Annotated in this window: 18 protein-coding genes; 8 read left to right on the top strand and 10 right to left on the bottom strand. The window is 37.8% G+C overall.

Translation table 11 applies throughout. The features are described 5' to 3' along the window. Nucleotides 1-2: 2 nt before the first annotated feature. On the bottom strand, nucleotides 3-488 hold the full coding sequence (locus JN11_RS09435; protein ID WP_144911978.1) for a VIT1/CCC1 transporter family protein: 486 nt from the start codon (nucleotides 486-488) through the stop codon (nucleotides 3-5). A gap of 145 nt (nucleotides 489-633) precedes the next feature. On the opposite strand from JN11_RS09435, the gene JN11_RS09430 reads away from it, so the two are divergent. Both JN11_RS09430 and JN11_RS09425 read left to right on the top strand, forming a co-directional pair. After that, nucleotides 634-1,308, top strand: a complete 675-nt coding sequence (locus JN11_RS09430; RefSeq protein WP_144911976.1) for a response regulator transcription factor — start codon at nucleotides 634-636, stop codon at nucleotides 1,306-1,308. Between the two features lie 252 nt (nucleotides 1,309-1,560). Next, on the top strand, nucleotides 1,561-2,565 hold the full coding sequence (locus tag JN11_RS09425; RefSeq protein ID WP_144911975.1) for a sensor histidine kinase: 1,005 nt from the start codon (nucleotides 1,561-1,563) through the stop codon (nucleotides 2,563-2,565). A gap of 146 nt (nucleotides 2,566-2,711) precedes the next feature. On the opposite strand, the gene JN11_RS09420 is transcribed toward JN11_RS09425, so the two are convergent. Next, nucleotides 2,712-3,596: a universal stress protein gene (locus JN11_RS09420; RefSeq protein ID WP_144911973.1), complete on the bottom strand. Its 885-nt coding sequence runs from the start codon at nucleotides 3,594-3,596 to the stop codon at nucleotides 2,712-2,714. Nucleotides 3,597-3,913: 317 nt separating this feature from the next. Here JN11_RS09420 and JN11_RS09415 point away from each other — a divergent pair, with 317 nt between their 5' ends. From JN11_RS09415 to JN11_RS09405, 3 genes are read left to right on the top strand one after another with little or no spacing between them, the layout of a single operon-like run. Further along, nucleotides 3,914-4,780, top strand: a complete 867-nt coding sequence (locus JN11_RS09415; RefSeq protein WP_144911971.1) for a universal stress protein — start codon at nucleotides 3,914-3,916, stop codon at nucleotides 4,778-4,780. 24 nt (nucleotides 4,781-4,804) lie between these two features. Then, complete coding sequence (locus JN11_RS09410; protein ID WP_144911969.1) at nucleotides 4,805-5,221, top strand: hypothetical protein; 417 nt, start codon at nucleotides 4,805-4,807, stop codon at nucleotides 5,219-5,221. A 14-nt stretch (nucleotides 5,222-5,235) separates the two neighbouring features. Then, nucleotides 5,236-6,081 carry an adenine nucleotide alpha hydrolase family protein gene (locus JN11_RS09405; protein ID WP_144911967.1) on the top strand — a complete coding sequence of 282 codons (846 nt, stop codon included), beginning with the start codon at nucleotides 5,236-5,238 and terminating at the stop codon, nucleotides 6,079-6,081. A 292-nt stretch (nucleotides 6,082-6,373) separates the two neighbouring features. On the opposite strand, the gene JN11_RS09400 is transcribed toward JN11_RS09405, so the two are convergent. From JN11_RS09400 to JN11_RS09365, 8 genes are all read right to left on the bottom strand, one after another. After that, the gene (locus JN11_RS09400; protein ID WP_246138977.1) at nucleotides 6,374-7,240 is read right to left on the bottom strand and encodes an IS3 family transposase; all 867 of its coding nucleotides are present in this window, start codon (nucleotides 7,238-7,240) and stop codon (nucleotides 6,374-6,376) included. 41 nt (nucleotides 7,241-7,281) lie between these two features. Then, the gene (locus tag JN11_RS09395) at nucleotides 7,282-7,512 is read right to left on the bottom strand and encodes a hypothetical protein (protein WP_144911964.1); all 231 of its coding nucleotides are present in this window, start codon (nucleotides 7,510-7,512) and stop codon (nucleotides 7,282-7,284) included. A 262-nt stretch (nucleotides 7,513-7,774) separates the two neighbouring features. Then, entirely contained in the window at nucleotides 7,775-8,779 is a 1,005-nt protein-coding gene (locus JN11_RS09390; RefSeq protein ID WP_144911962.1) for an MDR/zinc-dependent alcohol dehydrogenase-like family protein, read from the bottom strand. A 95-nt stretch (nucleotides 8,780-8,874) separates the two neighbouring features. Continuing rightward, entirely contained in the window at nucleotides 8,875-9,474 is a 600-nt protein-coding gene (locus JN11_RS09385; protein ID WP_246138976.1) for a Crp/Fnr family transcriptional regulator, read from the bottom strand. A 156-nt stretch (nucleotides 9,475-9,630) separates the two neighbouring features. Further along, nucleotides 9,631-13,194, bottom strand: a complete 3,564-nt coding sequence (locus tag JN11_RS09380; RefSeq protein ID WP_144911961.1) for a chemotaxis protein CheB — start codon at nucleotides 13,192-13,194, stop codon at nucleotides 9,631-9,633. Between the two features lie 136 nt (nucleotides 13,195-13,330). Then, on the bottom strand, nucleotides 13,331-14,389 hold the full coding sequence (locus JN11_RS09375) for a fatty acid desaturase (RefSeq protein ID WP_144911959.1): 1,059 nt from the start codon (nucleotides 14,387-14,389) through the stop codon (nucleotides 13,331-13,333). A 608-nt stretch (nucleotides 14,390-14,997) separates the two neighbouring features. Next, nucleotides 14,998-16,047, bottom strand: a complete 1,050-nt coding sequence (locus JN11_RS09370) for a right-handed parallel beta-helix repeat-containing protein (RefSeq protein WP_144911957.1) — start codon at nucleotides 16,045-16,047, stop codon at nucleotides 14,998-15,000. A gap of 271 nt (nucleotides 16,048-16,318) precedes the next feature. After that, nucleotides 16,319-17,326 (bottom strand): right-handed parallel beta-helix repeat-containing protein, encoded by a 1,008-nt coding sequence (locus tag JN11_RS09365; protein ID WP_211360713.1) that lies wholly within the window; start codon nucleotides 17,324-17,326, stop codon nucleotides 16,319-16,321. A gap of 599 nt (nucleotides 17,327-17,925) precedes the next feature. Between JN11_RS09365 and JN11_RS09360 the strand changes: the two genes are divergently transcribed. The 3 genes from JN11_RS09360 (at nucleotide 17,926) to JN11_RS09350 (ending at nucleotide 22,522) form a co-directional block, all read left to right on the top strand. Next, nucleotides 17,926-19,830 carry a right-handed parallel beta-helix repeat-containing protein gene (locus JN11_RS09360; protein ID WP_144911954.1) on the top strand — a complete coding sequence of 635 codons (1,905 nt, stop codon included), beginning with the start codon at nucleotides 17,926-17,928 and terminating at the stop codon, nucleotides 19,828-19,830. Nucleotides 19,831-20,398: 568 nt separating this feature from the next. Next, the gene (locus JN11_RS09355; RefSeq protein WP_211360712.1) at nucleotides 20,399-21,151 is read left to right on the top strand and encodes a WecB/TagA/CpsF family glycosyltransferase; all 753 of its coding nucleotides are present in this window, start codon (nucleotides 20,399-20,401) and stop codon (nucleotides 21,149-21,151) included. 258 nt (nucleotides 21,152-21,409) lie between these two features. Then, complete coding sequence (locus tag JN11_RS09350; RefSeq protein ID WP_170227730.1) at nucleotides 21,410-22,522, top strand: sugar transferase; 1,113 nt, start codon at nucleotides 21,410-21,412, stop codon at nucleotides 22,520-22,522. Nucleotides 22,523-22,554 lie beyond the last annotated feature (32 nt).

The following is a 22,554-nucleotide window of genomic DNA, read 5'->3' as shown; positions in this document are numbered from 1 at the left end:
TATTAACTCCCTACATTGCCTAAATAAATGCCCAGCAGAAATACAATTCCGCCACCTACAATAACCTGTAATATGGTTTTCACTAATGGCGTTTCCATAAATTTGTAACGGATAAAGGCGATTACTAACAATTCACATACAACCACAACATATGCAAAATGCAGTGCAATACGCAAATTGTCTATTAAAAATGGCAAGGTATGCAGCATACCACCCAATGCCGTGGCAAATGCAGTAATACCTCCCCTAACTAACGGGCTACCGCGGCCTGTAACTGTGCCATCATCTGATAATGCTTCGGCCAGGCCCATACTAATCCCGGCTCCCAATGAGGCAGCCAACCCTACATAAAAGGCCTTAATAGGCTGATGCGTTAAACCTGCTGTGGCAAATATGGGTGCGAGTGTTGAGACCGAGCCGTCCATTAGTCCTAAAAGTCCAGGTTGTACCTTTTGTATAACAAATGTGGCTTTTGTATTCTTACTCATATGGGTTTATTATATAAATGTACTTATTGAATTTGAAGCAATTCTGTAGTGTTTAATAAATATTATTATTATTTATAACTTTTATAAATACAAGCACTCAATATATTTAAAAAAAATCTAACGTTATATTTGATAAAAACCCAAAGTGAAACTCCTTGTAATAGAAGATGAACAAGCTCTGCGTGAAAATATAACCACCTATTTTAATGAAGATGGTAATATTTGTGAAAGCACAGTTAACCTCGCTGGCGCTATTGATAAATTATCAAGCTACAATTATGATTGTGTATTACTTGACATAGGCCTGCCCGATGGTGAAGGTTTTGAGGTGCTTAATTTTTTAAAAAAAGCAATGAAAGATGAGGCTGTGCTCATTATATCAGCCAGAAACTCATTAGATGATAAAATTAAAGGTTTGAACATAGGGGCTGATGATTATTTAACAAAACCCTTTCATTTGGCAGAATTAAAAGCACGGGTTGCTTCTGTTTACAGGCGAAAAGCTGCTAATAGTAATAACAATATAATTTTCAATGAAATCACTGTCAATTTACAGGGAAGGACGGTAGAAGTTAATGATACACCGATTATACTTACCCGCAAAGAATATGATATGCTATTATATTTCATTGCAAACAAAGGAAAGGTAATATCAAAAAATGCAATTGCCGAACATTTATGGGGCGACGAAATGGACATGCATAATAACTTTGATTTTATTTATACGCATATTAAAAACCTCAGAAAAAAACTTTTGGATGCTAAATGCAACGATTATATCGGTTCGGTATATGGCATTGGCTATAAATTTAAAGCTTAATGAAACTTTCGGTCCATTACAATAAAGCAAGTATTATTATTACCATTTCTGTATTGTTTATAGGGGCTATAATTTACTTTTTCACAATTAATTATATCGCCAAAAAACAGCTCGACCTAAATTTAATAGAGGAAATTGACGGGATTAAAGATTATATTAAGGCAAACCATAAATTACCCAGGCAGGTTGATTTTGATGAGGACCTCGTAATATTTTTAAAAACCAATAAGCAAGAAATTAACAAGCGTTTTTTTGATACTATATATATTAATCCTAAAGAGAAAAAGAAGGAAGAAGGAAGAAGGAAGAGCTGTTTCATCCATTATAACGCTAAATGGCAACAATTATTTAACTACACTCATTGTATCCAGAGCAGATACAGAGTACCTGGTGCAGATAATAGGTTTAATAACACTAGTTTTATCAATTGGATTATTACTTACTCTTTTTATAACCAACAGATATATTTTAAACGGTTTATGGAAACCTTTTTATAAAACACTTGCCGAATTAAAATCTTTCAATATTTCAGATAATAAAAGCCTCATTTTAAAAAGCACTAAAGTTGATGAGTTTAATGAATTGAATGATACCGTTCAGTTGATGTCATTAAATGTAAAAAACGACTTTCAAAATTTAAAAGAGTTCACGGAAAATGCCTCTCATGAAATGCAAACCCCATTGGCAGTAATCACTTCAAAACTGGATACATTAATACAGGATGAAACCCTAAAGACGGATCAATATGAACAAATAAATGATATATATGCTGCTACAAACAAACTGGCAAGGTTAAACCAATCATTATTATTGCTGGTGAAAATTGAAAACAACCTGATAGCTGATATTGAACTATTGAGGCTGGATATTTTAATTGAAGAAAAAATAAAACAGTTTTATGAGTTAACAAATGATAAACAAATAAAGGTAGAAACTCATCTGGCTATTAAAGAAATTTCTGCCAGCAAGTATTTGATTGATATACTGCTCAATAATTTATTCAGTAATGCTATAAGGCATAATATAAGCAAAGGAAAATTGATCATTATTTTAAACACTGATAAACTTCTGTTTAAAAACGATGGATTACCCCAGATTTTAGACAAGAGCAATATGTTTGATAGGTTTAAAAAAGGCAATAAATCAGAAGGTACGGGATTGGGTTTAGCCATAGTAAAAAACATATGTACCCTTAATAATTGGACAATAAGCTATTTCCACGAAACATCATTTCACGTATTTAAAATTGAGTTTTAATTACTACTTACTACACAGTAACCTTCTGGTCATCAAATAAAGTTCTTGCTTAGCTCATGTAATTCGCAACTTCAAAATATCACCAGGCCAATTTGAAATAAAATTGTCCGGTTAATCCCAATACAACTATTACCATATTTTGCGACTCAAATAGCTGCACCATATTCTGGTGGGAATACCAGCAACGGCAAACTTACATGTTGGGCCAATTTCTGTGTATGACTACTCAAAAACATATTAGCTAAGAAACTATGTGGTCGGTGAACCATTACAAGCATATCCACCCCAGCATGTTCATGTAACCAGTTTAGACCTTGATTTACCTGCCTGCTTTTTATGTGATTATAATGAATTTTTGGATAGTTTACTTTATTACAAATCTCCATAACAAAAACATCAGCCAGATATTTTCCCTCTGTTTCTTCAAACTTATTATCTGAAATGTGGCATACCTCAATTTCTGCGTCTAATGTCTTGGCAAAACAAGCCAGTGTATGCAGCACATTCACATCTCCCCTATCAAAGTTGGTAGCAAATGCTATTTTTTTTACTGGCTGAAAAGTATATGATGGAGGAATCAGCAAAACCGGGAAATTACCTTTTTCAATTACTTCATGGCTAGGGCTACCCATAAAGAAACGTTCCAATCCACTCTTTCCTGACATTCCCATAACAAGCAGTGATATATAATATTTATCCATTACGTCTTGGATAACATCGGTCACTTCACCAACTTCGCTGGTGTAAGAAATATCTGGACGAAATTCATTTGGAAAAAAGTCAGTCCTTTCAATTAACAAGTGTTTCAACTTTTCAGTTTCCTGCTGCAATTGTTCAGTAACCTCTTTTTTAATTTCATCATAGGTTTCCAAAGGCCAGGCAACCTGAGCGGCTGCTATAGCATTAACTGGTATCAACATGGCGTTACAAAGTGTCAAATCTGCTTTTAAAAAGGCTGCAAGATGTAACGCATATCGTGCTGCACAGTTTGCAGCTGGAGAAAAATCGGTAGGGACTAAGATATTTTTCATAACCTAATATTTAATGTTGATTATGAATCAAATTTAAATACTGAAGTTAAGCACAGAAATGACTTTGATCAAACTGTAGAATGATATTATACATAATTGCCCTTGGCACGTTGCTGAATTACCGGAGTTAATCTAGTATAGAATTAAGCGTAATTAGCTAAAAACGTTTTACACCGTCAAAACTGGTAGAATTATGGTTTTTTGTATAATCATTTGTCACATTTTTGATTAAAGATCATTTCAACAAGTGACCGGGGTCACTTTTCTGCTGCCATAAATTACGGAGTTTTACCAATGAAATTTTAACTCATTAGGACATGAAAACATTACTCCTGACAACTGATTTTTCAGAAAGCTCCAAACAGGCCGTACAATATGGATATGACATGGCCCGACAAATAGAAGCAAATGTGCTGCTTTGTAGCGCAATGATTGTTCCTGCAGAAATTCCGCAGTCATCATTCGTATGCTGGCCCCCTGATGAATTTGATAATTTGATAGAAGACTGTAAGACTGATCTTGACCAATTAAAAAAGGAATTAGAATCAACTGTACCTCCTGAAAGTTATAAACCGAAAGTTATTTGTATTAGCAAAGCAGGAAGAGTTAGTGATGTGATCAAGGGGATCACAGAAAACCTTACAATTGACCTTATCGTTTTAGGAACGCATAAAGGAGGCGTTCTATCTGGCCTATTAGTTGAAAATCATACCAATACACTCATTGACAATTCAAACCAACCTTTACTGCTGGTTAAACCCGGAACAGTTTACAAACAGATTAGAAAAATCGCTTTTGCTACAGAATTTAAAAATATCGATAATGATCTGAACACTATATACAGACTTATTGAAATTGCCAAGCCTCTAAATGCCAAAATTTTACTAACCCATATTACAAATTATCGCGATCAAACAGATATTCTGAAAAAAAGGATTTCAGATTGCCTGATTGAGCTATCCAACAAAGCAGATTATCCGAATATCTACTACAGGCTGATTGATAATAAAAATATTGAAGATGGCCTTGAGTGGCTCTGTGGGCGCAGTCAAGTAGATATATTGGCCATGGCGCATAAATCAAGAAACCTTTTTGCAGAGCTTTTTGAGCGTAGCCATACTAAAAAAATGGCCGATTTATCAACTGTCCCTTTGCTCATTTTCAAGGTTACAAATCAACAATAATCCTCACCAACAAATTTTCACATCATGACGAAAACATTATATGATACAGGGCTGGAGACAGAGTTACAAGAACTCTATATCCAAGTAACACATTGGCTTCAGGATATTTCTTTTCTTGAATCTGAAACTCTTTTTTTCAGGAAGGGAATAGATAGTTACTTGCCGGAAGCAACTCCCCCAACCGACAAATCGCGATTCTTGTTGATGATTAATGGCCAGGAAAAACAACTTGAGGCTTTAAAAATTAAGATATCTGAATTTCTGACATTGATTGAACCTTACATCAGCGACTTAAAAAAAGAAATGAACTTCAGGTTACTTGAACAATATAACAACCTGCAAACCGAACTACAGGAGCTATTTGCAGACGTACGGTCTACTAAAAAAGAACTGTTTCGTTATACTAAATCTACCTTATCACCGGCTAACGCCATTTTATAGTAAACCGTAAAGAAATGAAAACCATAGCCGTGTTAACCGATTTGTCAGCAAACGCCAATCATACAACGCGCTTTGCCTTGCGTATTGCAAAAAAAATGAAAGCAAAAGTACTGTTATTCAGTCTCTGTCCTGTTGCTGTTATCAAAAACCTTGTACCGGCAGGCGAAACGGAGCCCTCCTTTATTGTAGGTAATCCTATTGAAGATTTTGCTTCTTGTATGGAACAGGATTTGAAAAACAGGGCTTTTCAAGGGTCCTATTTGCCAGAAATATCTTTTAATAACACAGATACGGAATTAGTCGATATTATGACAACCATAATGGGAAACAAAAATATCTCGATGATTGTAATGGCACCTCCTGTTAATGTTGATATGGCAGACTTTATTCTTAGCGATGCTTTTACCCGTATCATTGACTGGGCCACCGTTCCGGTTATGCTCGTTCCTGAATATGCAGTTATTAAAAATTTTGAAAAAATAGCGTTTGCCTCAATGCTTCACGCGTACGATATCGATTCTGTTGGGGAGCTTGGCAACCTGATGGAAAGTTTCGCTGCCGAGTTGATGGTGGCCCATTTGAACGAAAACCCTTCTGACCCCATTGTCCAAGATGCGGAAAAGCAACTTAATCAAGACCTGTACCGAAAACTGAATTGCGGTGGTGTCTATTTTCGTAGCATTCCGGATACTGGTCACCAAAAAAATTGGGATTGGTTAAAAGCTAACAAAAAAACAGACTTGCTTGCGGTAGTCCAAGGGCCAAAAGAACAGATGGTTAAGTTTTTTAATCGGGGTACAAATTTGTACGCCACTTACCACATTAATATACCAGTAATTATACTCCCAAAACTTCCATAATATATTAAGACTATTCTACTATAATTAATTCATCAAACTGATATCAGTTGAGGCCGGGCATCAACGCTGGTTTTATGTTGTCCCTCAAAAACATGAAACAAAAAGAAACACCTGGGGCAATGACTCGTCCTGAGAAAAGTTGACATTCAAAATTAATAATTATTGGTTACTTATTTGTGGTGTTAGAATGTTGGAAAGGCAACGCCTTTTCAACATTCTAATGCCCTTTTTCTTTTTTTGCTTCTTTTTCTTTTTAAAGAACTCCTGCTTTTTGTGGAGAAAACCGTACTCCTCAACCATCCATTATTTCGCTAGTTTCTGGTTTATACTTGTAATAGTTTTTCCAACTCTGCTCAAGTCCGCCGTGTGCCCGGTGTGCCAATGCTGGAGTTAACATGCTGACGCTACTATGTGGTCTTAGGTAATTATATGTTTCAACTGCCTCCTTAACTGCTACTTTGGCCGAAGCTATGTCCGCAAAAACTTCTTGTTTTAAAACTTCTGTTTTTAATATGCCGTTCACTCTTTCTGCTATTGCATTCTCCCGTGGGTCCCCGCTTTGGGTCATGCTGATGCCGATCTGATGCTTTTGCAAAATGCCTATATAATCATTACAACAATATTGTGAGCCGCGATCTGAATGATGGATCAACCCAGTCATATCGCGAGATCCACTGATAGCCATTTCCAGCGCTGCTACAGGCCCACGGGCATAAAGATTGTCACTCAGATGGTAGCCTACTATTTTACGACTGTAGGCATCTGTCACCAGGCTTAGATAACAATGGCCTTCATTGAGGTCTACATAGGTAATATCGCTTACCCATAAGCCCTCTGCACACACAGGGCTAAGGTCTTTTGCCAAATCGGGATATTTCCGCATCCAATGACTCGAATCCGTCGTTTTTGGCTTGCCACGTCGTCTTCTGCCTATCAAAAGCCAGTTATCACGTAATAACGTAAAAAAACGATCCCGGCTTATCTTTAACTGATGCCGATGCATAAACGGCGACAGCATGAACAGCAGCTTTCGAGCACCTATCCTCGGCTGTACCTTGCGGTAAGCTTTTACCTTTTCAATGATAACCTCGCCAACGAATGCCTGATGCTCCTTTAAAACCTGACCCTTATAATATGCCTGACGGGAATAGCCTGACAATGTACAAAGACGCGACAAATTGCCCTTCCCCTGTCTTTGTACTATTCTCCTGATTGCCTGGCCCCGGCTTTTTTTCTGATATTCGCCCCCAACTTTTCATCGGCTATGTCTATCATCGTCTCCAGCAGCTCTATCTTCAGCATTGCCATTCGGAGTTCCTCTTGTAGCTCGTCAACTCCTGTTGGCATTTCCTGATTTAGACCTGAAGTTCTTTGAACCCAACCCTCTATCCGCTCGGCTCCTCGCTTTGGTGCTTTTTTACTCTTTCCCATCACTAATCTGTGGATCGTGCTCGATGAACAGCCGTATCGCTCTGCTAAACTACGATAACTGCACAAACCCGACAAGTAATCTTTTCTTACTTGATCCCTTAGTCTTTCATGTTCCATTTTGTTGACTGTTTTTGTCAACCTATTTCAGGACAAGACACTTGGTCATGTCTGCTTTTTGGTTGACAGTTTTTAGGAAAGGGAATCCCTACCCAACACAAAATGATTAAAGATAAAAGCCCCGAATATTCGGGGCTTTAGCAAATTAGATATGATATAAAACAGGCTTTTTACCGTTGCCCCCGCTATAGGCTAACGCATCCTCAATTTCCTCCAGCCGGAATCTCTTCCCTATTTTGGTTTTGAAATGCGGCAAGTGAATAAGTTCACTAATTTCTTTTACCGCTTTTTCTAAGTTTTCGGGATTTTTAACTGTTTCGGTGTTGTAATTGGAGAACGGCCTGATGATAATATTTTTGAGAGCTAAAACGCTGGTATGAAATGTAAAAGGTACCGCATCGCCAATATAGCCATAGGAATAGATCACTGAATTTCTCAGAATTGACGGTAATATTTTATTCAGGATATCGCCACCTACCCCATCAAAAATAGCAGTTGTATTTAGCGTTTGAGCCATATCTGTTAGCTGTGTGCTAAAATCAGGATCACTTTGAACAATAATGTTTTTGGTGCCCAACCCCTCCAATTCTTCCTTGCCCTGTTCGGTTCTAACAATGCAGATCAAAGGGAAATTATAGGTGAGGCAAAAACCCAGCAGCGCAATTCCTGTAGCCGAATTACCCGCAGTGCTGATAATGCCTTTATGCCCCTCATTAATAATCTGCTTTAAAAATGCTAGTGGGGTGATGATATTTACCATTGATCCCGAATATTCAGTTGGATCCGCCCCGTCGGGCAAAATTGCACAATCTAAAAAGTGCACATGAGTGTATTCACTCCACGAACCTACAACACTTTCGCTGAATCTTAGCTGACGGTAAAAGGTCACATTTTTCCCAAGATATTCCTTTGGCACGCCTTCCCCGGCCTGCAAAACTTCACCCGCGCCAGATACCCCTTTTATATCGAACAGACTTTTTACCGCCCCCGGAGGCGTTGGATGTTTCAGAAAAAACTTATCTCCGGAATTTATTGCAGACGAGTCCATTTTTATAATCAAATGACCCGGTTCTACCTTTGTTGGTTTTTTAACATTTTGCACAGTCAAAACATCATCCATCAACACAATTGCTTTCATTAATTCATTCATTTTATATTGTTTTAATAACAATATAAATGTCCGGATACCAGGAATAAGTGACCAATAAGCATTCTTAAGAAATACCCTTAAGATATCTTAAGGGTTCAGCGTCTCTGAGCCAGGTCTTTCCTTATCTTACTCAGGAATTCTGAAGTAATGCCCAGATAAGAAGCAATCTGTGTATTGGGTAACCGCGAAGCCAGTGCCGGAAATTGATCTAAGAAATTCTCATACCGTTCTTCTGCTGTTGCGCTGATATTCTGCAGCACCCGGTTTTGCAGTTCAATATATTTACGCTCAATAATAATCCTGAAAGTGCTGTTAAATTTGGGGTAGTTACTATAAAGGTATATAAGGTTCTGCCTGGTTATTTGCAGAATTACCGAGGGTTCTATCGCTTCAATGTAAATACCAGTCGGTTTCTCGGAGTAAAAACTGAAAAGATCGCTCACCCATTCATTTTCGGCGGCAAATTCCAGGTTGTATTCTTTCCCGGCAGGATCAATGGCATACATTTTTAAACATCCGGAAACAACAAAAGTAAAATGCCGGCAAACGTCGCCCTGGTGCAGCACAAAACCACGGCGTTTAATTTTCCGTTCAGTAAACAAGGCAATCAATTCTTCTATCTCCTTATCTGTTAAGGAAAAAGCCGAACTCATATGCGCTAAAAGCAATTCTTTATTTTTAATCCCTTCGTTCAAGGTCTATAATTTTATGCTGTTTTATTTAAACAGTAAAAGTAGATGAAAAATATTACGTATTAGAGCACCTAATTACGTTGGCGTTGAAGAAATACGCAACTTACAATCAGTAGAGTACTAAAGTCAAAATGTAAAAGAATGCCTGCCAGGGGAAATTTATAGATGATCAACTGCTTCGGAATGCTTAGATAATGGTAAACTAAAGTAAAATGTTGAGCCTTTACCTGTTTTACTTTCCACCCATACCTTTCCATTATGCCATCGAATAATCTCAGCAGATAAATAAAGGCCCAGTCCAAAACCGGAAATGTGTTGAGTTTGTTCACTTTCAATCCGGTAAAAACGATCAAATAGCTTTTCCTGATCTTGTAGTTTTATCCCAATGCCTTCATCTTTTACGCTTACCACTAAGGTATTATTTAATTGTTTACAGCATACTTCAATGCTTTTACCTTTTGGAGAATACTTCACTGCATTACTCAGAAAGTTATTAATTACCTGCCCTATCTTATCCCGATCTGCACTAACCGCCAATGCCGAGCCTGGGACCAGCACAATATTATGGTTTGTTGTAGTGGTCAATACCACATCTTCTACTATTTCATTCAGCAAGGCGTTCATATCAAAAGTCTGCTCATTTAAGTAAATTTTCCCAGCCTCAAAGCTTGATACATTCAAAAAGCCATTTATTAGAGCGGTCATTTTTTTTACTTGCATATTAGCTTTATTCAATGCATTAACGCTAAAACTATCTTCATCTTTCCTTGCTTTGCTAGTTAACATTTGCACATAAGCTTGCAGGGTTGTAAGCGGTGTTCTGAGTTCATGGCTTACCATGGCGATAAAGTCATTTTTTCTAATTTCATCCTCCTTATGCAGGGTAATATCATGCATTACGCCCGTAAAATATCCTGGTTTACCTTCCTGATCATGAGTAAGGTTGCCGTTTGCCCTAACCCAACGTAGCTTTTTATCATGAAAACCTCTTAAAGGGTATTCGATATCGCATACTTCTCCACGGCTAATGGTAGCCTCAACGCTACCCGTTACCAAAGATTGGTATTGACTATCAATTTGCGCTATGGCCGATTCATAACTCATTTTTTCGTTAGCGTGAAAGCCAAATAACTCTTTAAGGCGTTGAGATGGAATAAATTCACGGGTTTGAACATCAATTGACCAAATGCCCATTGCAGCTGAATCTATTGCTATGCCGAGCATTTTACTACTAATATCAAGCTCCTGCTGTATTTTTTTCAATTCAGTAATATCGTTAAAAGTAATGATAGCGCCATTCCTTTTTTGATCTGCTTGCTGAATATAAGGCATCGTCATAATCTGATACCATTTACCATTATTCGTTTCAATTTCCTTGGTAATAACACATCCCTCGGTCAACACTTTTTTTATATCATCTATTATGGTTTCAAATTTGATATTGGTGGTAATATTACTTAAAGGCCGGCCTATATCCGTTTCGAGCAGATTAATTTGTTTTACCGTGCCGGGTGAAAATTTCATTAACTTTAAATCATTATCAATAAATAATTGCCCGTTAATATTACTTCTAAAATAATTATTCAGATCATCATTAATTTCCAGCAGTTCTTTGTTTTTTAGCTGGTAATCAGAATTAATGGTATGCAATTCTTCGTTTACAGATTGCATTTCCTCATTGGTACTTTGCATTTCTTCATTGGCGGAGATCAGCTCCTCATTAAAAGATTGCATATTTTCATTGTAGGCATCAAGTTTTTCATTGGAGGAATTCAATTTACCTTTTAATTCCCTCAATTCCTCTTCCAAATTAACAACGTATTGGTCAAGATATATTTTCTCATTAAATACAATATCGTTTTGAACCAATGCCGGTGATGTATCCTTATTGAATGTTACCAATAACAAATTCCCTTCGCCTTTTACAATCAAAGGGCTTACCGCAAGGGTTACACTAATAATAACTTTGTCCCATTTAATTTTTATTCCGCTAACCTCAGCAATCTCATTTGTTTCTGAAACCTTCCTGCTCAATGTATTAAATGCAACTGCCAATGGTTTAGGCAACAACTCTTCCAGGTTTGAGATAAAATGCTTTTGAAGTAAATATTTTGTAGGATCACCATAAGATTTCACTACATGATTGTTTTCATCTATACAAACAGCAAAGTAATCCAATTGATTGGCTAACCCTTGCTGTATCGCATCGCTCACTGTATGACTGGTGTTTTTACCTGCATTATCCTGCGAAAAACGGGAAGGTGTCTGTTTGGTATCCAGTAATTCTGGTAATGAAAAGGCATCGAAGCTTACCCCTCGTTTTGTTTCCAGATTTTTATATATTTTCCATTTTTTATGAACCACTTCCAGATTTTTTATAATAGGCGTAGGGCTTTCGCTGGAACCCAGGAATAAATAACCCTCCCTTTTAAGCCCGAAAAGCAACATGGCAAATATTTTTTTTTGTAAAACCGGAGCCATATAGATCAATAAATTGCGGCAGCTGATCAAGTGCATATTGCAGTAGGGTGGGTTCTTAACCAAATCATGCTGCGCAAAAATCAGCATCTTGCGTATAACAGGGCTTACTCTGTAACCCTCCCCTTCTTTTATGAAATATTTTTTAAGCCTTTCTGGAGATATATGTTTTGCAATACCTTTATTATAAACACCCTTACCTGCATGCAACAGAGCTGCGCTATCAATATCGGTAGCGAAGATCTTTACTACGGTATCTTCTAATCTGCCGGTTAATTGTTCGGCTATCAGTATGGCCATAGAGTAAGCCTCTTCGCCGGTAGCGCAACCAGCTATCCACATTTTCAGTTCTTCATCAGGTGATAACCTACCAAGGATATGGGGTAATATATCATTTTGTATAAAATTGAATGCTTCATTGTCCCTGAAAAATGAAGTAACGCTGATTAGGAATTCTTTGGCCAGGGCTTCTACTTCTTCCGGTGTCGACTTTAAAAAGTTAAGGTAGGTTTCCAGTGTGGTAAAGTTATTATGGGATGCCCTTCTTTGTGTTCTTCTTAATATCGTGGTCATTTTATAGTCCGTAAAATCAAGCGGCGATCTTTGTTTGATCAGGTCAATAATTGCTGCGAGATTCTTTTCATCATCTTCGTGATTAGCCACTAATTCTCCTTCGTGTTTTACATAGTCTTCAATAGCGCCGGGCATTTGAGCTGGTTCCAAAACAAAGTCCACTAAGCCGGTAGCAATAGCGTGGGAAGGCATACTGCTAAAATCCGAAGTTTCAGGATTGCGGACCATCACTATTCCACCCGCCTTTTTTATTGCCCTAATACCTTCGGTTCCATCAGATCCTAGTCCGGACAATACAATAGCAATAGCTTTTTCACCGTAATCTGCCGCTAGTGAGTTGAAAAAAATATTAATCGTCAGATAAGGGCCTTTAATTTTTTCTTTATTGGTTAAATACAAGACCCCCTTACGTATCGTCATAAACTTATCACTCGGGATAAGATACACTTCGTTACATTGCACTTTCATCTTGTTTTCAGCCTGTTTAACAACAAGTTTACTGTGCTTGGCCAGTAACTCCACCATTCTGCTTTTGAAGTCAGACGATAAGTGTTGGACAATGATATAGGATACCCCGTCTAAAGGGGTATGGTCAAAAAAGGAATTAATCTCTTCCATACCGCCGGCAGAAGCGCCAATGGCAATTATATGGTGAGGTTGGACTGCAAGCATATACGGTAGAATTTAAAAGAAGTTGCAGAACTTTATCAAATTCTGGTAGGAGGTAAAATGAAGACTATCAAACTTACATTATTTTTTTGATAATGAGAAACTTATTATTAAGAGCAAGGCATTGAAATGAAAAACCTTAATAATGATTTTTAGCTAATTTTCTTTCTTTTTTAAGATGCAAATAAGGAAGCTCATATCGCAGATAAAATTGCTTTTTTGCATCCTTATAGTGACTTATAGCACCTAACCAACTCATAAATCTGATGTAATACCAGGCAAAATCTACCTGGTAAGGCTTAAAGCCACTGCGCGCACTTTTGGGGAATAAATGATGGTTGTTATGCCATTCCCCGGCTACAAAACCGGGCCATAACTGATTAATGGATTTATCTTTTTGGTTATAGTCAACACCTTCGTGCTGTTTGTTCTTTCCTTTTGCGTGGCCTTCATAATTAAAAGTGCGGACACCCACCGCCCAGAAAGCTGCCGCACCAAAAAGACTGACCGCCAATGTATTTCCGCCAATTAGGTAAAATGCGGTATACCAAAAGAGCCAGTTAAGTACCCATGACAAGATGGTGCGCCACGGGTTTGCATATGAACCCCAATACTGATATTGCATGTATGTATTTGCCTTGATTCCGGTGTGCTGCATTAGCAGGGTTATCCGGTGGTAATCATTTTTGTCCAAATCTTTAGCAATAGGCTGATGATTAACATCTGCCAAAAAGCAATATAAAAAACCAGCCTGCGCATTATATGGATCACCCGGCTGATCTGATTTAGAATGATGGACGTGATGCGATATGGCATAAATCTCTTCTGGTATAACACTAATAGTTAGGTTCTGCGTAATAAAACGCCAAAATTTATTACGAAAAGTATAAGCGCCATGTGTACAGTAACGATGGTGCCAGATGGTGCCATGTGTGCCCATAATAATCATACTGTATACAAAAGCGGCAAGGATGGTCCACCAGTGCATAAAAAAAATCAGGAACAGGATAAAGAACGGCGCCAGGCACAATATCTTTAACCAGCTAAAAAATGGCAGCCAGTTTTTACGTGTTTCGAAAATGTTTAACCTGGAGAAAAATTCGGATATGATTTGTTTCACGGTCGGCTTTACTAAAGTTCCGTTTTCATCCTTCCATCCGTAAGAAGGGGTTTGGAGTACATAATCTAAAAAGGGCATCTGCTAATAAATTTCAAGATTGGGCATATATGTTTAAGATTAGGGCATTAACTTAATAGCAGAATAACGGGGCGATCCGGGTCGCTTTTTTGGAATTTGACACAATTAGGATACCTATGTTGATTATTCTGAAACAGTTCGTCCAGCAACAGAAAGTTTAAATGCGTAGTATTTGGATGATCATAAAAACAAGGTTAACGTAAATAAAATAACAGGCATGATACCTTTTTTAAGGAGGGTGCACGGATGTTGTTGATGAGCAACCGGTTAGTTTTATTCCGAATTGCTTAGGACCTGCCTGATTATTGAGGCGCAATAAAATATAATTTGCGCTGTTGATTAACCGTTAATATACTGCGGACAAAAACAAAAAAGGGCAGCATTTATAAGATATATAAAGCTTATGTTGAAATAACTCTTTAATTGCTTATTTGTTTGTAATAACTTTTAAATATATGTTTTGAAAGAAATTATCAATTTGTAAACTAAAGCTTGATATCCTCCCCTATTTAAAAGCGCCTTTCCTATTGTTAAAATATAGGTACGAAAAAAAAGAGGCGGATATTAGCCCCCTCTTGTATGATTCTTATTTTTACGATCAAAATTTATCAGTGATATGTAATTAAGGTAGCTGGCAATATTGAAGCATCAATATTGGCATCCCAATTGTTTGTACTCCAACCACTAGGAGTAGTAACGCCAGATGCAAGCCAGGCTCCATTAACTGCGCCGGCCGCATTGTAGAATTTTATCCTATTGCCAGAAACAGTACTATTTGTTATGGTATAACCACCAATAGGATCAACGTATAAGCCTATATTGGTAAAAGATTGAGATACGCCATAAATCAGATTGTTAATAATGGAATTGTTGCTACCACCGGAAATGGCCATTCCATACTGACCGGGATTGACCAAAGTATTACCTGAAGCAACAATATATGCACCGCCGCTGTCGCCCAGCATAATGCCACCACCGCTGGTACTGGGGCCGCCGCCGCGTATTTCGTTCCCGCTAACACTGATAGGGCATGTTGCCGTGCCCTGGCATTGATACAAACTAATCGCATCTTCAGGATAGCTCTGCCCAAGAATATTCTCGCCTATATTACTATTTATCTGGTTATTGATACCAATCACATTATTAAACTGCACAAATTGCCCGCGTGGTAAAGGCCCTTGCATATTTAAGAATTGGTTGCTATTAACAATAATTCCACCATTTGCAGAATGATCAACATACACACCTGTGCTTACGTTGGTAAAATAGTTTTGCTTAATGGTTATATTGTAACAGTTATACAAGTAGATGCCCACATTTGTGGAGTTATACAACTTGCAATTACTAATTACCACATCATGACAATTACTTAAGGTAATTGCAGCCACCGTACCGCCAGCTATTGATTTTCCGCTAATAGTAAGATTACTTGCTCCGGTGAGGTTTACGACCCCGGAGACGACATAGGTTTGCGCTAGGGTGCCTGCGGTTGCAACTGCCCCTGCAGCTTTTTTGGTGCCTGTAATACTTGAATTTGCAGTTGTTGAACTGTCCGCATTAACGGCTTGGTCCTTTTTACAGGAAGATAAAAAGGATAGCACTGAAATCGCTACTACCGCCAGAACATGGCAGTGCCAGCATGGGTTTTTTTGGCTCATGTTTAAATTAATTAGGAATACAATGATACCTAATTAAAAAGAAATACTACGGGCCAAAAATTAATTTATTTTTCCAAATTGAGTATTTTTAGTTAAAATTTAATACAAATACTTGATTATCAACATTATAATATTATATTAATACTTAAATTAATTAATTATTAATTTACAACATTGTCTTATTTTAGGTACAAAAAGTCTTAAAACATGGACACTCTGTATTTTTCAACCATTCACACGGCTTTAAATTCGGTAAACAAAAAGGAGGGAATTAGTTGCGGGTGATGATAATTGCGGGAAGTAAAGACGGGCCAATATTGGCTCCCCAGGAGTTGGTTTCCCAACCTATAGGCATGGGTGTACCGGGGCTGAGCCATACATTATTTTCGTTGTTTTTATTATTGAAGCATTTAACTTTGTTCTGGGCCACTTTACTATTGGTGATGGGCCCTCCGCTATAACTGGCCACATACAAGCCCACATTAGTAAAACTTTGAGAACGACAATAAATAAAATTATTGACTATTGAATTATGATCGCCGCCTGATATGGCAATGCCGTACTGCCCGGGATCAATCAGTATATTATAAGAAGCGGTAAGGTATGAGCCACCATTGTCGCCAAGCATAATGCCTCCACCTGTTTTACTTGGACCACCGCCGCGTATCCAATTGCCCTTCACCATTATTGGGCTTTGGGAGGTTCCATTACTTTTATATAGGCTGATAGCATCTTCGGGGTTACTCTTCCCTAAAATGTTCTCACACCTATTATAACTAATAGCATTCCCTGGCCCGTTCACATTATTAAATTGCACAAACTGCCCTCGGGGAAATGGCCCCTGCATATTTAAAAACTGATTATGATCAACTACAATACCACCTTCGTTTGTTTTCTCAGCATAGAGACCGCTACTTACATCATTAAAGTAGTTATTATCTACATGTATGTTTTTGCATTTATACAGACGTATTCCCACATCAACAGAATGGCAAAGCTTATTTCGGGTAATATGTATATTATAGCAATTTATTAAAGTGATATCGGCCACAAGTCCCCCAACAATCGTTTTCCCGGTAATTGTTAAATCATGTGCATCTTTTAAGTACACCGGGCTTGAATTTATACCGACCTTATCACCTGCAGTTGCTGCTTTAGGCAGATTGTTTGGATCATCTTGCAAAACTCTTGGAATAATCCGTTTTGATTCAAGCACGGCGTTTAGCAGTATAAAAATCACAATTGCTGATATAAAAAACGGCAGAATCCTGATGCACATTGTATTCAAATTGCTGCTTTGCATATGCTAACTAATTAAACTAACCTATTCTACAATGCAAACACTGTTTTGTTACTTTACCAACCCTTTAATTTAGCACCAAAGAATACTATTTCTAATATAGTTTTAAACCTCAATCATTTAGAACTGAAAGCATATTATTTATTAACTTAAGCTTAAGGCCCTTATAAGGACTTTTTACACTTATTTTAGTCTTAATTGGTGTTGAACAACGATATTATCAAATAATTACGATAATTATGGTTGTTATTATGCGTCTAACATATATGCGGTTTAGTAATTTAATATATAATTGCTTTTAATGCAATTTTATTGTGCATTGCGCGTTTTGTGGCCAGGAAGCGACTAAAATATTGAATTCATCTGCCTAATCTGCCTTATTGCATAGAACGCTTGAAAAATCTCCGTTTTCAAATTGTTTGGTTCGAGTTGAAAGTTCCAACTTTCAAAGAATTTGATTAATATCTAAATAACACCTTCACCATTTCTTTTAATGATGCAAATAAAAACTGAAAAGATTAAAAGTCTTTACAGTGTATTTGCTTAGTAAACTCACCTATCATTTAAAAAATCAATCTATGAAAAGAATTCACCTACTATTCTTAACAATCACTGTGTTAACAGGATACTCTTGTACAAAGTCAGCAACCAACCAGCCAACAGACAAGTCCGTAAATGCACCTTCAATACATTTTAAAACTACATCGCTTAATTTAACTTCTTATACAACATCACCTTCAATAAATTTAAACGGCGCACACGACATCACGATAAGTGGCGAAGCAATTACAGGCGGCACCGTTCCGGCCATTAGTTTAAGTAATTGTTATAATGTACATATTACTCAAAACGCACTTACAAACTCAACTGATGTAGGTATTTATTTATACCATTGCTATAATATCACTATCGACTATAACTACATAGCTAATGTATCAACCGGTGTTTATGTGGATCATCCAACAGCTGGCGGCACAGTGGTTAATAATAACCAGATGTTAAATATGCAAGGGCCTGCTCCCCGCGGACAGTTTGTACAGTTTAATACAGTAATCGGAACGGGCAACCAGATTGAATATAATAAATGCGAAAATATTTCAGGTCAAAGTTCTACACAGGAAGGCGTCAACCTCTACATGAGCAATGGCACTGCATCTAGCCCTATCGAAGTTATAGGCAACTGGATACGTGGTGGCGGCCCGGGAAATGCAAGCGGAGGCATACAACTGGGCGATACCGGTGGCTCCTACGAATCAGCGTCAGGTAATATCCTGGTCAATCCCGGTCAAATGGGTTTGTCTGTTTCCGGTGGCGATCACATTTCTTTTACAAATAACACGATTTTCTCAGCAGCTCAATCATTCACCAATGTTGGTATAGTAGTGTGGGGTCAGGCGGGTTACGCAGTAACTAATGCCACTGTTAGTGGTAATCAGGTCAATTTCACAAACTCCGCTAATGTCGAAAACGACCAATGGATAGGCCCAGGAACCTCCACTCCTGCTGGTTGGAGTTCAAATATATTGGGTGCAAGTATTAATGCATCAGTGCTCCCTGCGGTAATAATATCAGCTTCTGCATCAAGAACTCCTATCCCAATACCAAGCGTAGCGGTAACTGCTGCTCCAAGTCCTCAATCCGCGCCTATTGTTATGAGCGGACAAAGTAATGTCACCATAAGTAATATGACTATCATTGGCGGCAGCGTTCCCTGCATCAAACTAACCAATTGTACTAACGTCTACATAACAGCCTGTAACCTCGAAAACTCGACCGACGTAGGTATTGAGCTGGATAATTGTTCAAATGTTACCATTGAGAAAAATAATATTTTCAATGTTGCAGCGGGTATAATTGCTAATAATTGTCCTAATGGTGGGATTAATATTTTCACCAACCAAATGCAAAACATGCAGGGCCCTGCACATAGCGGTGCATTCGTTCAATTTGCAAACGTAAATGGCAGTAACAACAATATCAGTTACAATAAGCTCCAAAACATTCTTGGACAAAGCAACCCGGTGAATGCTATTGACATTGTCAATAGCAACGGTACTTCAGGAAGCCCTATCACTCTTGCCGCTAATTGGGTAAAGGGCGGCGGCCCCAACAATTCAGGTGGCGGAATTGTTCTGGGTCACAACGGAGGATCGTTCCAGGTGGCATCCAGTAACATCCTTGTTGACCCTGGTCAATTTGGTCTGGCCATAACAGGTGGCAGCAACATTTCATTTACCGGCAATACAGTTTACGCTAAAACTCAGTCATTCACCAATGTGGGAATTTATGTTTGGGGACAAAGTGGTATAGCAGTGACAAATAGTGTTGTTAGTGGCAACCAGGTTAACTTTAGCAACAGTAGCAATGTGGAGAACGACAACTGGCTCGCTGCCGGGGAAGCAACCCCAACCGGTTGGAGTTCAAATACCTGGGGAGCTAACATTAATGAATCTGTTTTACCAGCCAGCATCGTCTCATTTTAGACCAGGCAGTCTGTTCGAAATGAACAATTTGATATCCATTTGGACAATATAATTAGCTAACTGATCCAACCAAGCTAAAAGATGCAGTAATAATTTAAAACATGTTATTACTGCATCTTTTATTGATGCAAAATCCTCCGTAAGAGCATTTTTCAACTACCCTGTTGCACTATTTGATTAAGCTTATTTTTAAAATCAAATCAAAATTATTCCGCTTTTAACGATTCAATGGCTTTAATAGTATACAGCCTGTTATTACAAATAAACTGAACAATTGTAACTCATAAGTAAGTTATAACATCATTACCATAAGCAGCATAAGTGCCATTTTTCTCTAACATACGGCATTCGGCCTCATAAAGCCTTCTCAAACAAACTCTTGCCAAACCTTCTAGAATTTTATGGAATACTTATTGTAAACCATGAATCAAGATAAATTATTGTAATAAGGTTTCCCTGCATTAAAGCACTTTTAATAATTTGAAATAGGACAAAGCCTTCGGCCAATTTCGATTAACAGGGAAATTAATGAGTTCAAGAAGTTCCATTGATATTTTATTATTCTAAAATGAACCATCCGCCCAACTCATTTATGAGCTATCAATTGTTTAACGGTAATTTAAACAACCTCTCCGATTCATCAAAAACTGTAATCAATACAATCAATCAATATTCGTTCTGTGTAGCTGAAAGAGATAATGACTTTAAAGAAGCATTAATGGACTCTGATGTTCTTCTACCCGATGGTATCGGAATAGTGTTAGCAGTAAAAAGTGTTACAGGTCATGGCTTAAAGAAAATATCAGGAACAGATTTACATGAAAACCTTTTAGAAAGATTGAATAGTAACAATGGGCGATGCTTTTACCTCGGCTCAAATAAAAATACGCTGCAAAAAATCACCGACCGCTTGAACCTTGAATATCCGGCTATAACCTGTGAAACCTACTCTCCCACCTACAAAGCGCATTTCGGTGATGAGGAAAATGCCGAAATGATTAATGCCATCAACCTGTTTCAACCTGATGTTTTATTCGTTGGAATGACGGCGCCAAAACAGGAAAAATGGGTACACCAGCACAAGGGTAAAATCAACGCTCAATTTATTTGCTCAATAGGAGCTGTGTTTGACTTTTATGCGGGCACAGTTAAAAGGCCCTCCAAATTTTGGATCGATCTGGGGCTTGAGTGGTTCATACGTTTGTGTAAGGAGCCAAAAAGAATGTGGAAAAGGTATTTCTACTACGGCCCTGTCTTTGCCTGGGCATTGTTAAAAGAAAAGTTAAGGAATCACCCGCACTCGCTTCCAACAGCCAAATAACGTGATAACGAAGAACACGCGTAATTTACTGATAGATCTACTTTTAAAACACAACATTTACCACAGGCTAAAGTCATGAATACCAAGCACAAAAATTTCAATAAGGTATATTTTGCGTTTTCCGATCTCTTCGCTCTTAATATCATCAACCTTGCAACACTTTCTTACATAGATAGATACTCAGTCAATTTATTTCTTTACATAGTATTCTGCATTTTTTCCAATATATGCTGGACAATCTGCTCATTTACATCAGCGATGTATCTGAATAGTGGTTGGCTAAACAGTCAACGGATATTTAGCAGAACCTGCATCGCTTTTATTTGCTACAACTGTTTTTCTTACCTATTTGCATTATCGTTACTACGTTCCGGAAACAATTCTTACATTTTTTACGATATATGTTACTTCGCTTTATTTTTATCATTTACCCGTTCATCTTACATTATTTTAAGCAGCTATACTTATAAAACAGATGGGCATTCAAAGAAAAATGGGGTTATAGATCGTAATGACCTTAACTCAAGTTTATCATCAGCAAACGGGATAAATGGTAGCGTTAATTATGATGAGGAAAACCCATTTGCAGAGAGTTACGCTACCAAACAGGCAAAGTCACAACCGGCACTATACAAGCTGGCCGAACCAAACAGTCAATCATTTGCAGGATGTAAGTTCGAACTGAAGTCGAATCGTTTCTTAGAAAACAAATATCAAACAGGTTTTATAAAAAACACAACGGCAATATCTCTCCGCAATGATCCGCTTTCAGATATTTCAGCACTGATGCAGAAAAGAGTTTTTGATGTAATTATTGCAAGCTTTATATTATTATTTCTACTGTCATGGCTAATTCCTATCCTGGCCGTGCTCATAAAACTCGATTCCAGGGGGCCGGTTTTCTTTACCCAACTCAGGTCTGGTAAAAATAATATCCCCTTTCGAATAATTAAACTCCGGTCACTTAGAAGAAATATTGATGCAGACAGTCGTCAGGTAACCCGCGGAGATGGAAGGATTACTCAACTAGGGCGTTTCCTACGGAAAACAAATCTAGATGAGTTACCACAATTCTTCAACGTTTTAGCCGGTAACATGTCAATCATAGGCTCAAGGCCCCACATGCTAAAACATACCGAAGAATATGCCCTGCTTCACAATAATTATATGCTTCGTCATTCCACTAAACCCGGGATAACCGGATGGGCGCAGGTAAACGGTTACAGGGGCGAAATAAAAGAACCACAACAGTTGCAGAAACGTATTGAACACGACATTTGGTATATGGAAAACTGGAACATTGCACTCGATTTTAAGATCGTTTATCTCACGGTGATTAAAACTTTATTTGGCGATGAAAATGCTTTTTAATGATACAATTATTGAAATATTGGACTGTTTTT

It is taken from the genome of Mucilaginibacter frigoritolerans (assembly GCF_007830615.1).
GTDB classification, from domain to species: domain Bacteria; phylum Bacteroidota; class Bacteroidia; order Sphingobacteriales; family Sphingobacteriaceae; genus Mucilaginibacter; species Mucilaginibacter frigoritolerans.
The sequence above is the reverse complement of the archived record's forward strand: the minus strand, read 5'-3'. Positions and strand labels throughout refer to the sequence as shown.